The organism is Streptomyces sp. CA-210063, assembly GCF_024612015.1.
Taxonomy (GTDB): domain Bacteria; phylum Actinomycetota; class Actinomycetes; order Streptomycetales; family Streptomycetaceae; genus Streptomyces.
This window is the reverse complement of sequence record NZ_CP102512.1, coordinates 6,552,645-6,565,360: the sequence shown is the minus strand read 5'-3', so window position 1 is coordinate 6,565,360 and position 12,716 is coordinate 6,552,645. Positions and strand designations below refer to the sequence as shown.

General features: G+C 69.3%; 11 protein-coding genes and 1 other RNA gene. 4 read left to right on the top strand and 8 right to left on the bottom strand.

Annotated features, from left to right (window positions below):
* The first annotated feature begins 9 nt into the window (after window positions 1-9).
* The 3 genes from yicI to JIX56_RS28685 all read left to right on the top strand — a co-directional run bounded on the left by yicI (window position 10) and on the right by JIX56_RS28685 (window position 3,669).
* A complete protein-coding gene (gene yicI, locus JIX56_RS28695) occupies window positions 10-2,283 on the top strand; it encodes an alpha-xylosidase (protein ID WP_257544833.1) in 2,274 nt (757 codons plus the stop codon).
* Window positions 2,280-3,293: a LacI family DNA-binding transcriptional regulator gene (locus JIX56_RS28690; protein ID WP_257544831.1), complete on the top strand. Its 1,014-nt coding sequence runs from the start codon at window positions 2,280-2,282 to the stop codon at window positions 3,291-3,293. Before yicI ends, JIX56_RS28690 begins: the two co-directional genes overlap by 4 nt.
* Window positions 3,294-3,525: 232 nt before the next feature.
* Window positions 3,526-3,669, top strand: a complete 144-nt coding sequence (locus JIX56_RS28685) for a hypothetical protein (protein ID WP_257544829.1) — start codon at window positions 3,526-3,528, stop codon at window positions 3,667-3,669.
* Between the two features lie 263 nt (window positions 3,670-3,932).
* On the opposite strand, the gene ssrA is transcribed toward JIX56_RS28685, so the two are convergent.
* From ssrA to ftsE, 5 genes are all read right to left on the bottom strand, one after another.
* Window positions 3,933-4,335, bottom strand: a transfer-messenger RNA (tmRNA) gene (gene ssrA / locus JIX56_RS28680).
* Between the two features lie 113 nt (window positions 4,336-4,448).
* The gene (smpB, locus tag JIX56_RS28675) at window positions 4,449-4,994 is read right to left on the bottom strand and encodes an SsrA-binding protein SmpB (RefSeq protein WP_257544827.1); all 546 of its coding nucleotides are present in this window, start codon (window positions 4,992-4,994) and stop codon (window positions 4,449-4,451) included.
* Window positions 4,995-5,097: 103 nt separating this feature from the next.
* Window positions 5,098-6,297: a S41 family peptidase gene (locus tag JIX56_RS28670; RefSeq protein WP_257544825.1), complete on the bottom strand. Its 1,200-nt coding sequence runs from the start codon at window positions 6,295-6,297 to the stop codon at window positions 5,098-5,100.
* Window positions 6,298-6,364: 67 nt separating this feature from the next.
* Window positions 6,365-7,282: a permease-like cell division protein FtsX gene (gene ftsX / locus JIX56_RS28665; RefSeq protein ID WP_257544823.1), complete on the bottom strand. Its 918-nt coding sequence runs from the start codon at window positions 7,280-7,282 to the stop codon at window positions 6,365-6,367.
* 34 nt (window positions 7,283-7,316) lie between these two features.
* Entirely contained in the window at window positions 7,317-8,006 is a 690-nt protein-coding gene (gene ftsE, locus JIX56_RS28660; protein ID WP_009320785.1) for a cell division ATP-binding protein FtsE, read from the bottom strand.
* A gap of 252 nt (window positions 8,007-8,258) precedes the next feature.
* Here ftsE and JIX56_RS28655 point away from each other — a divergent pair, with 252 nt between their 5' ends.
* A complete protein-coding gene (locus tag JIX56_RS28655; protein ID WP_257544821.1) occupies window positions 8,259-8,450 on the top strand; it encodes a hypothetical protein in 192 nt (63 codons plus the stop codon).
* A 134-nt stretch (window positions 8,451-8,584) separates the two neighbouring features.
* On the opposite strand, the gene JIX56_RS28650 is transcribed toward JIX56_RS28655, so the two are convergent.
* The 3 genes from JIX56_RS28650 to JIX56_RS28640 all read right to left on the bottom strand — a co-directional run bounded on the left by JIX56_RS28650 (window position 8,585) and on the right by JIX56_RS28640 (window position 12,464).
* On the bottom strand, window positions 8,585-9,487 hold the full coding sequence (locus JIX56_RS28650; protein ID WP_257544819.1) for a hypothetical protein: 903 nt from the start codon (window positions 9,485-9,487) through the stop codon (window positions 8,585-8,587).
* 346 nt (window positions 9,488-9,833) lie between these two features.
* On the bottom strand, window positions 9,834-10,940 hold the full coding sequence (gene prfB, locus JIX56_RS28645) for a peptide chain release factor 2 (protein ID WP_257544817.1): 1,107 nt from the start codon (window positions 10,938-10,940) through the stop codon (window positions 9,834-9,836).
* A gap of 285 nt (window positions 10,941-11,225) precedes the next feature.
* Entirely contained in the window at window positions 11,226-12,464 is a 1,239-nt protein-coding gene (locus tag JIX56_RS28640) for a serine/threonine-protein kinase (protein WP_257544815.1), read from the bottom strand.
* Window positions 12,465-12,716 lie beyond the last annotated feature (252 nt).

The window sequence follows — 12,716 nt, the reverse complement described above, 5'->3', positions numbered from 1 at the left end:
TTCCCCCACATGAAGTTCACCGACGGCTACTGGCTGCTCCGCGAGGGCGTCACGGCGGCCCACCCGGTCGAGGTCCTCGACGTCACCGCCACGGACGGCGGCGCCCTGGAGGTCCACGCCCCGACCCAGCCCATCCGCCACCGCGGCGACCTGCTGAAGGGACCGGTCGTGACGATCAGCGCCCACGCCCCGATGCCCGACGTCATCGGCGTGACCTTCACGCACTTCGAGGGCGAACAGCCACGCGGCCCCCAATTCGAGCTCACCGCAGAGGAGTTCACGCCCCACACCTCCTACGACGACGAGCACGCCACCCTCACCGCCGGAGATCTGTCGGTCCGCGTCTCCCGCACCGGCCCCTGGCACGTCGACTTCCTCGCCCACGGCCGCACCCTCACCACCAGCGGCCCCAAGTCGATGGGCATCATGCGCGACGCCTCCGGCGCCCACTACCTCCGCGAACAGCTGGGCCTCGGCGTCGGCACCTCCGTCTACGGCCTCGGCGAACGCTTCGGCCCGCTCGTCAAGAACGGCCAGGTCGTCGACATCTGGAACGCCGACGGCGGCACGGCCACCGAACAGGCCTACAAGAACGTGCCGTTCTACCTCACCGACGCGGGCTACGGCGTCTTCGTCGACCACCCCGGCAAGGTCTCCTTCGAGGTCGCCTCGGAGGTCGTGTCGAGGGTCCAGTTCAGCGCGGAGACCCAGCAGTTGACGTACTACGTCATCTACGGCCCGACGCCGAAGGACATCCTCCGCAAGTACACGGCCCTCACCGGCCGCCCCGCCCTCCCGCCCGCCTGGTCGTTCGGCCTGTGGCTGTCCACGTCCTTCACCACGTCCTACGACGAGGAGACGGTGACCTCGTTCATCGAGGGCATGCGGGAGCGGCGGCTGCCCCTCTCCGTGTTCCACTTCGACTGCTTCTGGATGCGCGAGTTCCAGTGGTGCGACTTCGAGTGGGATCCCCGCGTCTTCCCGGACCCGGAGGGCATGCTCGCCCGCCTCAAGCGGCGCGACCTGCGGATCTGCGTCTGGATCAACCCGTACGTCGCCCAGCGCTCACCTCTCTTCGCGGAGGGCAAGGAGCTGGGTCATCTCCTCCGCAGACCCGACGGCAGCGTCTGGCAGTGGGACCTCTGGCAGCCCGGCATGGCCCTCGTCGACTTCACCAGCCCGGCGGCCCGCGCGTGGTACGCGTCGAAGCTGGAGGCGCTGCTCGCGCAGGGCGTCGACTGCTTCAAGACCGACTTCGGCGAGCGGGTGCCCGTGGACGTGGCCTGGTCCGACGGCACGGATCCGGAGCGGATGCACAACTACTACACGTACCTCTACAACCGCACGGTCTTCGACGTCCTCCGCAAACACCGGGGCGAGGGCGAGGCGGTGCTCTTCGCCCGCTCGGCGACGGTGGGAAGCCAGCGCTTCCCCGTCCACTGGGGCGGTGACTGCGAGTCCACGTACGAGTCGATGGCCGAGTCCCTGCGGGGAGGGCTGTCGCTGGGTCTGTCGGGCTTCGGCTACTGGAGCCACGACATCGGCGGCTTCGAGGGCACGCCCTCCCCCGCGCTCTTCAAACGCTGGATCGCCTTCGGCCTGCTGTCCTCCCACAGCCGCCTGCACGGCTCGTCGTCGTACCGCGTCCCGTGGCTCTTCGACGACGAATCCGTCGACGTCCTACGGAAGTTCACCCATCTCAAGCTCAGCCTGATGCCCTACCTGTACGAGGCCGCGCGCACCGCCCACGCCGAAGGTGTGCCGATGATGCGGGCGATGGTGCTGGAGTTCCCGGACGACCCCGGCTGCGCGCATCTGGAACGGCAGTACATGCTCGGCCCGGACCTCCTCGTCGCGCCGGTGTTCAGCGACGAGGGCGACGTCACGTACTACGTCCCCGAGGGCACCTGGACCCGCTTCCCGACCGGCGGGACGGTCACCGGCCCCCGCTGGGTCCACGAACGCCACGACTTCCTGAGCGCCCCCCTCCTCGTCCGCCCCGGCGCGGTCGTCCCGGTCGGCGCGGCGGTCGACCGCCCGGACTACGACCACGCCGACGGGGTCACCCTGCACGCGTACGGCCTCGCCCACGGCGCCCAGGTCACGGTCCCCGTGGGCGACTCGGTCTTCACGGTCGTCCGGGAGGGCCACGTACTGCGCGCCTCGTGCAGTGACCCGAGGGCGCCGTGGGGGCTCGCGGTGGGCGACCGTGAGGTCCGGGCGGAGGCGGGCACGGGCTTTCTGACCATGGACCTGGAGCCTGAGGAAACGGGGTCGGTGTGACGGTGAAGATCACTGATGTGGCCCGGCACGCGGGCGTCTCCCCCAGCACCGTCTCCTACGCCCTCAGCGGCAAGCGCCCGATCTCGGCGGAGACCCGGGCGCGGGTCGAGGCGTCCATCCGCGAGCTGGGCTACCGCCCCCACGCGGGCGCCCGGGCCCTGGCCAGCAGCAAGTCCAATGTGCTGGCGATGGTGGTGCCGTTACGGGCCGGCATCAACGTGCCGGTGGTCATGCAGTTCGCGGTCTCGGCGGTCACGACGGCCCGCGAACACGACCACGACGTCCTGCTGTTGACGCAGGAGGAGGGCGAGGAGGGTCTGCGCCGGGTCGCGGACACGGCCCTGGTGGACGCGCTGATCGTGATGGACGTCCAACTCCACGATCCCCGGCTGCCGTTGCTGCGCACCCTGGACCGCCCGTCGGTCCTGATCGGCTTCCCCGCCGATCCCTCCGGCCTGACCTGCATAGACCTGGACTTCAGGGCGGCGGGCGAACTGTGCGTGGAACACCTGGCGGGACTCGGCCACCGCGTGGTGGGCCTGATCGGTTCCCCGCCCGAGGTCTACGTCCGCCAGACCTCCTTCGCCCAACGCGTCGTCCAGGGCTTCACCTCCGCCGCCACCCGCAACGGCATGTCCTCCACGGTCCACCCCTGCGAGCCCACCCCCGCCGCCGCCCGCGCGGTGGCCGAACGCCTCCTCCGCGAACAACCGGCCCTCACCGGCGTGGTGGTCCACAACGAGGCAATCCTGGACCCCCTCCTGGACGCCTTCGAACACCTGGGCCTACGCATCCCCGCCGACCTCTCCCTCACCGCCCTCTGCCCCGACGACCTCGCCGAGTCCCTCCGCGTCCCCATCACCTCGATCGCCATCCCGTCGGCCGAGGTGGGCGAGCAGGCGGTCGACCTCCTGATGAAGAAGCTGGCCGGCACCCCCGTCCCCCAGGCCACATTGCTCCCGCCCCGCCTGACCGTCCGGACCAGCACGGCCCGCCGGGTGACGGGGTGACGAGTCCCCGTTCCACGCTGCCGAGCGGGCGCCTCGTGTGCTGTACTTGGACGAAAGGTGGGCCCCCGCCCGGACCTTGTAACCGGACGGCGGCCCAGGCTCATCAGGAGCTTGTCGGATGCCCCCACCTAGCGAGGGGACATCCGGCTACTTGCTGAGCCACCAGAAAAGGTGGGCCCCCGCATCGGACGGGAATCCGTGCGAGGGCCCAGGCTCACCAGGAGCTTGTCGGATGTCCCCACCTTGGACGGGGACATCCGGCTACCTGCTGAGCCACCAGAGCAGCCACCTCCTCGCGTGCCTCGCGACCCGCTCCGGCAGCAGCCGGATCAGCCGGATCAGCCGGACGACGAGAGTCGGCTTCCGCTCCTCGTGACAACCCATCTGAGGGCGTCCTCCCTTCGACGTGAGGCGGCCGTCCCAAGGTCCCGGGGCCGCTCTCGTCGGGCCGGGCCCCGAGAAGGTGGGGCCCGGAATGAAGGGAGGACGCACCCATCGGGCGCGTCACGAGGGAAATCCTACAAGGCTTTTGACGCTCCGCTGTCCACCGGTGACTCTCCGCAATGCTCTCCGCACAACGAAAGGGGCCCGGCGGTCGCATCGACTGCCGGGCCCCTACTCGTGTGCATCACATGGGAATTGTGGAGATGGCGGGAATCGAACCCGCGTCCAACGGTGTGGAATCAGGGCTTCTCCGTGTGCAGTTCGCTGTGCTTTTCTCGGCCCCGGCGATCACGCGAACAAGTCGCCGACGGGCCCAGTCACTGTTAGATTTCCCTCTTCACCCCGTGACCGGGATCAAGGTTTAGTCCCCTAGCTGATGCCAGGATCCGGGTCGGGAACACTCCCGGGCTGACACTCCCTTTAGTAAGGAGCAGTCGCTTCGCTACCTGAGATCAGGCGGCGAGAGAGAACTGCTGCTTGGGAGAATCGCTGTTGGAATTGGCGATTATTTTTTTCGGCCTGTGGTTTACGAGATCGTGGCCGCTTCCTCGACACGCTTCCCCTGCTTCGACATCCGCTGTCGAAACCGATCATCCCCATGTTGTTTTTTCAATGTCCTCCGAGGAGGACTCGCGCACCCGCTGTGGGGTGCGGATGCCATCGTACGTGACCAACGCGAGCGCATGCCACCGTATTCCCGGCGGCCCGGCTCTACCCCTGGGCGCGCTGCTTCCGCTTCGCCGCCGCGATCGCACGGTCCGACTCCCGCCGGTCCTGCTTCTCCCGCAGGGTCTGCCGCTTGTCGTACTCCTTCTTGCCGCGCGCGAGCGCGATCTCGGCCTTGGCCCGGCCGTCCTTGAAGTACAGCGCGAGGGGCACGATCGTGTGCCCCGTCTCCTGGGCCTTGGCCTCCAGCTTGTCGATCTCCTCGCGGTGCAGCAGCAGCTTCCGCTTGCGGCGCGCGGAGTGGTTGGTCCAGCTGCCCTGGTGGTACTCGGGGATGTGGGCGTTGTGCAGCCACGCCTCACCCCCGTCGATCTGGACGAAGCCGTCGGCCAGCGAGGTCCGTCCCTCGCGCAGCGACTTGACCTCCGTACCCATGAGCACGAGGCCCGCCTCATAGGTGTCGATGATCGCGTAGTCGTGCCGGGCCTTCTTGTTCTGGGCGACGATCTTGCGCTTGCCGCCCTTCTCGCCGTCCCGGCCCTGGACGGACGCCCCACCCTGCTTGGGCTGGGACTCTTTCGGTACGTACATTCCCTTGCTCATAGTGCCGTCCATTTTCGCACTACGGAGGGGGTCCACGGGAAGCCGATTAACGGGAGCGGCGACCAGGGGGGTGCGAAGGGGGGCGGGGGGGCTACTGCCCGAGGCCGCTCAGCACCGTCTCGGCCCGCTGGAGGGCGTCCTCGTCCGCTTCCAGGTCGGGGGTGATGCCGCTGCCGTCGACGCCGCGGCCGGAGGGGGTGCGGTAGTGGCCGACGGTCAGTTCGGCGACGGAGCCGTCGGGGAGGCGGCTCGGCATCTGGACCGAGCCCTTGCCGAAGGTGCGGGAGCCCACGACCACCGCGCGGCCGCGGTCCTGGAGGGCCCCGGTGAGGAGCTCGGCCGCGCTCATCGTGCCGCCGTCGACCAGCGCGACCAGGGGTCTGGCGGTGTCGCCGCCGGGGTCGGCGTGCAGGGCCTGCTGCTCGCCGTTGACGTCGTACGTGGCGACGAGGCCGCCGTCGAGGAAGGCGGAGGCGGCGGTGACGGCCTCGGTGACCAGACCGCCGGAGTTGCCGCGAAGATCGAGGACGAAGCCGGAGGCGTCGGTGGCCTGCTCCACGGCGGCCCGTACGAGATCGCCGGAGCCCTTGGTGAACGCGTCGACCTTGATGACGGCGACCCCGCCGGCGGTGTGGCTGACGGTCACGTCCTCGGTGGACAGGCGTGCCCGGCGCAGGGTCTCGTGCCAGGTCCGGGTGGAGCGCTGCAACTCCAGCGTCACCTTCGTACCGGCGGCCGCGCTCTCGGGGGTGCCGGTGGTCTCGGTCCCCTCGTCGATCGCGTCGCCGCGGAGTAAGGAGACGACCTCGGTGACCGGGCGGCCGTCGACCTTCTCGCCGTCGACGCTGACGAGCCGGTCGCCCGCGCGGATCCCGGCACCGGCCGCGGGCGAGCCGTCCTGCACCCGGGCCACCTCGATACGGCCGTCGCGCTCCAGCCGGGCCCAGAGGCCGACGCCGGTGTACTCGCCGTCGAGGGCTTCCTCGAACTCCTCGTACTCGCCCTCGGAGTAGACCGCGCCCCACCGGTCGCCGCTGCGGCTGACGGCGCGCTCGGCGGCCTCCACGGGGGACTTGCCCTCGGCCATGGCCTCGGCGGCGGCGTCGGCGACGTCCTGCTCCTTGCCGGCCGGGGTGGAGCGGGGCCTCTCGACGGCGGAGGCCGTGCCGCGCGGCGGTTTCTCGAAGGAGCCGGTCGCGGCGCCCGTGGCGAGCACGCTCGCGAAGACCAATGTCAGGGCGGCCCCGCGGCCGATGCGGCGGGGCTGGGAGAACAGGTCGCGGCCTGACATGTCGGCGAGTCTAGGACAACGCGAAGGGCCGCACCGGCCCTTGCCGGTACGGCCCCAGGGGCGTGCGTCACACCTTCAGGTACTTGCGCAGCGCGAAGAAGGCGGCCAACGCGGGCATCAGGAAGCTCGCCGCGAGGATGAGCGGCAGCTTGGTCAGGACCGCGTCCCAGCCGACGAAATTGATCAGCGGCAGGTTCGTCGACAGGGACGCCCCGTTGTCGATCACGAAGTACTGCCCCAGGATCAGGATGGCGCAGGCGATCGAGCCGCCGATGATCCCGGCGACCGCGGCCTCCATGATGAACGGCGCCTGGATGTAGAAGCCGGACGCGCCGACCAGCCGCATGATCCCGGTCTCACGCCGGCGGCTGAACGCCGAGACCCGCACCGTGTTGACGATCAGCAGCAGCGCCACGACCAGCATGACCGCCATCACACCGCGCGCCGCCCAGTTCAGATAGCCGAGGAGCCGGAACAGGTTGTCCAGGATGCCCTTCTGGTCCTGCACCGACTGCACACCGTCACGCCCGTTGAAGGCGCTCGCGATGACCTGGTACTTCTCCGGGTCCTTCAGCTTGATCCGGTACGACTCCTGCATCTGGTCCGGGGTGAGGCTGCTGGCCAGCGGGGAGTCGCCGAACTGCTCCTTGTAGTGCTTGTACGCCTGGTCCTGCGACTCGTAGGCGACGTTGTCGACGACCGACATCTTGTTCAGATCGGACTTGATCTGGTTCTTCTGCTCGGTCGTGACCGCGCCCTTGGCGCAGTTGGGGTCGGACTCCGCGTCGCTCTTGTTGCAGAGGAAGATCGACACGTTGACCTTGTCGTACCAGTAGCCCTTCATCTGGCTGACCTGGTCGCTCATCAGCAGCGATCCGCCGAACAGGGCGAGGGAGAGGGCGACGGAGACGATGACCGCGAAGGTCATCGTGAGGTTGCGGCGGAGACCGACACCGATCTCCGACAGGACGAACTGGGCGCGCATGGCGTCTCGTCAAGCCTTTCGTGGACTGTGGCGGTCAGTGCTGGTAGCCGTAGACGCCGCGCGCCTGGTCGCGGACGAGGCGGCCCTTCTCCAGCTCGATGACGCGCTTGCGCATCTGGTCCACGATGTTCTGGTCGTGGGTCGCCATGACGACGGTGGTGCCCGTCCGGTTGATGCGGTCGAGCAGCTTCATGATGCCGACGGAGGTCTGCGGGTCGAGGTTGCCGGTGGGCTCGTCCGCGATCAGCAGCTTGGGCCGGTTCACGAAGGCCCGCGCGATGGCCACGCGCTGCTGCTCACCACCCGACAGTTCGCCCGGCATGCGCTCCTCCTTGCCGCCGAGGCCGACCAGCTCCAGCACCTGCGGCACGGACTTGCGGATCTCGCCGCGCGACTTGCCGATGACCTCCTGGGCGAAGGCGACGTTCTCGCCGACCGTCTTGTTCGGCAGCAACCGGAAGTCCTGGAACACCGTCCCGAGCTGGCGGCGCATCTGCGGCACCTTCCAGTTGGACAGGCGCGCGAGATCCTTGCCCAGGACGTGCACCTGCCCCTGGCTGCACCGCTCCTCCCGGAGGATCAGCCGCAGAAAGGTGGACTTTCCGGAGCCGGAGGACCCCACGAGGAACACGAATTCGCCCTTCTCGACCTCCAGGGACACATCCCTGAGTGCGGGGCGGGTCTGCTTGGGGTAGACCTTGGACACGTTGTCGAATCGGATCACGGATGCACCACAAGCCGTCGGGAATGGATGGACGAGACTGTACCGCGCCGTATGAGGGCACAGCCCGAAGAGGGGCGCGGGGAACGGCGCGATCAGCCCCCACCGGGCCGCAGCCGCGCGACAACCGCACCCACCCCTTTCGTAGGCCCCCGCGCAACCTCCGGAGGAACCTGGCACAGTGGAGTAGAGGAACGGTCCGGTCCCGCGAAGCGTTGAGGTGTGTGTGAGGCCGTTGCAAGGAGGGCGAGGCGCATGACGTACGACCGGTTGGTGTGCGCGAACTGCGCGTCCCCCGTCGCCGAGGGCCGCTGCCATGTGTGCCGGGCCAGCCGCGAGCGACTCCAGCAGGAGAATCCCTTCGCGAACCTGAGCCCCATGACCCTGATCGCCCTTCTGGCGATCCTCATAGCGGCAGTGGCGCTGCTGGCGCACCAGACGGCATAGGACGGCACAGGACGTACGACGCCACAGGGCGTCGCGACGCAGGACGTACGACGAAGGCCCGGAGCTGGCTGCCCCGGGCCTTCGTCGTATCTGTGCTCGGACGCTCACACGCCCGTTTGTCGCTCGGCGTGCCGTCAGGCGGCGGCGCCGCGGCCGACCATCAGGCGCGGCAGCAGACGGAAGCCGATACCGCCGGCGATCATCGTGGCGGCGCCGACCAGCAGGAACGTGGTCTCAGCGGCACCCGTCTCGGCCAGCTCGCCGCTGCCGGCGCCCTGGGCCTCGGTCTCCGAGCCGGTGTCCGTGATGGCCTCGGAGCCCTCCTCCTGGACGACCTCGTCGTTGCCGCCGTCGGGGTCGGTGCCACCGGTGGTGTCACCGCTGGTGGAGCTGTCGCCACCCGTGGTGCCGGTCGTACCGGTGGAGTTGGTCTCGCCGCCGGTGCTGGAGCTGCTGGAGCTGGAGCTGGAGCTGGAGCTGGCGTCACCGGTGGTGCTGGTGCTGCTCGCGTCACCCGTCGTGCTGGTGCTGCTCGCGTCACCGGTCGTGCTGGTGCTGCTGGCGTCACCGGTCGTGCTGGTGCTGCTGGCGTCACCGGTCGTGCTGGTGCTGGTGCTGCTGGCGTCGCCCGTGGTGCTGGTGCTGCTGGCGTCACCCGTGGTGCTGGTGCTCACGCTGGCGCTGGCGTCACCCGTCGTGCTGGTGCTGCTCGCGTCACCGGTCGTGCTGGTGCTGCTCGCGTCACCCGTGGTGCTGGTGCTGCTGGCGTCACCGGTCGTGCTGGTGCTGCTGGCGTCACCGGTCGTGCTGGTGCTGCTGGCGTCACCGGTGCTCGCACCGATGATGGTGTTGCCGTCGGTGCTGCCGGTGTTGACCTCGACACCGACATTGGCGGAGACACCGTCGTCGGTGCTGACACCGACGCCGACGCCGAGGTCCAGTGCGGAAGCGGCACCCGCGGCGGTCAGCGACGCGCCGGCGGCGATCACGGCACCCGCGGCTATTCGCGCCACGCGGATCCGCGTCTTCTTCGTCATATGGCTGCTACCCCCAGTAGCTCATCAGTAAATGGAGCAGAGCGCCCGGGGCCGCGATCAACGGGAGCAACTCGGTTGATTCGAAGTCCCCCGGTTCACATGCGCCCCAGTAATGCGCATGCCACGCGCCAGCCTTCCCAGTTTTCGCAGCAACGTCAAGGTCGTTGCGTACGCGATGTCCCGTTCACCGCATTTGACCGCGACAACGACATGTGAGTGTGACGTAAAACCCAGACATCCCCGCACAGACAAGGCAACTGCCTTCCAGGGGAAGACAGTTGCCTTGTCGACAAAGCGCTGAAATTGTCCGGGATTCTCGCCCGCGGCTCTTCCCGCTTACGCGGTGCTACTTCTCCTGCTGCTTGCGCCAGCGAATTCCGGCCTCCAGGAAGCCATCGATCTCGCCATTGAACACGGCCTCGGGGTTGCCGACTTCGTGGTCGGTGCGGAGGTCCTTGACCATCTGGTACGGGTGCAGGACGTACGAACGCATCTGGTTGCCCCAGGAGTTGCCGCCGTCGCCCTTGAGCGCGTCCATCTTGGCCTGCTCCTCCTGCCGACGCCGATCGAGGAGCTTCGCCTGCAGCACGTTCATCGCGGACGCCTTGTTCTGGATCTGCGACCGCTCGTTCTGACAGGAGACGACGATGCCGGTGGGGAGGTGGGTCAGCCGCACCGCGGAGTCGGTGGTGTTGACGCCCTGGCCGCCCGGGCCGGACGACCGGTAGACGTCCACGCGCAGCTCGGACTCGTCGATCTCGATGTGGTCCGTCGTCTCGACCACGGGCAGGATCTCGACTCCGGCGAAGGAGGTCTGGCGCCGCCCCTGGTTGTCGAAGGGCGAGATCCGGACGAGCCGGTGCGTGCCCTGCTCCACGGAGAGCGTGCCGTAGGCGTACGGGACCTGGACGGCGAAGGTGGTCGACTTGATGCCGGCCTCTTCCGCGTACGACGTCTCGTAGACCTCGGTCTTGAAGCCCTTCTGCTCCGCCCAGCGCAGGTACATCCGCTGCAGCTTCTCGGCGAAGTCGGCGGCGTCGACGCCACCGGCCTCGGCGCGGATGTTGACGAGGGCCTCACGGGAGTCGTACTCGCCGGAGAGGAGGGTGCGGACCTCCATCTCGTCCAGGGCCTTCCTGACGGAGGTCAGCTCCGACTCGGCCTCGGCGCGGGTGTCCGGGTCGTCCTCCTCCTCGGCCATCTCGAAGAGGACACCGAGGTCGTCGATGCGACCGCGCAGGGCCTCCGCCTTCCTGACCTCGGCCTGGAGGTGGGAGAGCTTGCTGGTGATCTTCTGCGCCTCGTCCGGGTTGTCCCACAGGGACGGCGCGGCCGCCTGCTCCTCGAGCAGGGCGATGTCTGCCCTCAGTTTGTCGAGGTCCAAAACGGCCTCGATCGACTCCATGGTCGAGGAGAGGGACTTCAGCTCTTCGGATACATCGACGACTGCCACGCCCCCCAGCGTAACGGCTCCGCCGGGTGAGCCATGGCGGGGTGACCGCGGCGGGGGTCGGCACCCGGTGCTTGGGGGTTCAAGGTGGGGAGGGTGGGGGTGTCTGTGGCGGGTTCGTCGGCTGCGGGGTGGGTGGGGGCTGGTCGCGCAGTTCCCCGCGCCCCTGAAAGCGAAAAGCACGGGGCGCAGCCCCTGCTTTTCAGGGGCGCGGGGAACTGCGCGAGCAACCACGTCGGACCCGCAGTCGCCCGATCACAGTCCGCGCCGAGCTACTGGACGCCCTGCTCAAGGATTCCCCGGCGCCGAATTCTTCGTGTCGGACGGCGCCCCACCGTCCTCATCCCCGGAGGTGGCCGCCCACGTCCCCACCCCCACCGCCGCGATCAGAGCCACCGCCGCCGCACTCAACGTGATCCGCCGCCGCCGCACCGCACTCCCCCGATTCCGCGCGGACCCCGGCCGAGGCGCCCCCGCCGCCCGCGGCACCCGCGCGGTCCCCCGCGCACCCCCGGCCAGCTCATCCGGCCCCGGCACCCGCATCGACGTATGCGTATCCCGGTTGGAATCCGGCTTGGCACCCGGCACCAACGGCACCGCACCCCGCCGCACCCGCTCACGCGGAGCGGCGGCCTCGGCGGGAGCCTCCTCATAGCCGTCCCCGGACTCCGTCCCCGGCTCGTCGACGTCCAGCGGCGGCATCCCCGCCAGCAACGGCAACTGCTCCCGCAGCCGCGCCGCCAGCTCGGACGCCCTCAGCCGCGAGGCCGGCGCCTTGGCGAGGCACTGCACGAGCAGCTGCCACAGCTCCTCGGGAATGCCGGGCAGCGGGACGACGGTCTCGGTGACATGGCGGCGCAGTACGGCGCCGGGGTGCCCGCCGCCGAACGGGGTGAACCCCGCGAGCAGCTCGTACAGCACGGTCGCGAGGGCGTAGATGTCCACGGCCGCGCGGGGCGGCAGGCCCTCGACGATCTCGGGGGCGAGATAGTCCGGCGTACCGATGATCTTCGTCGCGCGGGTGCGGCGGGGGGAGTCGATCAGCTTGGCGACGCCGAAGTCGGTCAGGAGGGCCGGGTGCGAGCCGCCGGGGCCGAGGGGGCCCTGCATGTCGAGGAGGACGTTCTCCGGCTTCACGTCCCGGTGGACGACCCCGGCCGCGTGGGCCGCCGCCAGGGCGTCCGCGATGTCGGCCACTATGGCGACCGCCGCCTCGGGGGCCATGCGCCGCTCCCGGTCCAGGCGGGTGCGCAGGTCGGTCCCCCGGACGAGGTCCATGACGAGGGCGAGGTCGTTGCCGTCGACGACGAGGTCGCGTACGGAGACCACGTTCGGGTGGTCGAGGCCCAGCAGCGCGGTGCGCTCCTGGACGAAACGGCTGACGAGCTCCTGGTCGGACGAGAGGTCCTCGCGCAGCAGCTTGATGGCGACGGGGCCCTCGGGGCCCTCACCCAGCCACACCGTGCCGGCGCTGCCCCGCCCCAGAATCTGGTTCGCGGTGTACCGGCTTCCGATCTTCCGTCCCAAGACTGCTCCTACAGGCCGCGTGTTGGCGACAAAGCTACGCGCCCCAAGACCCAACCTTCACCGCCGAGGCGGAAATCACCCCCCAGATGTCGACAAATCCCCAACCCTGACGACGAGGTGCACCAACCGTCGGCCGGCAGGCCCGAGCGGGATACCGGGTGGGACGGTGTGACGCGAGGTGGGAGTGGGAGGCCGGGTGACAGAGGGCGTGAAGGCGTAAGGGGGAGACGCAGGGCCGAAACCACGAAACCG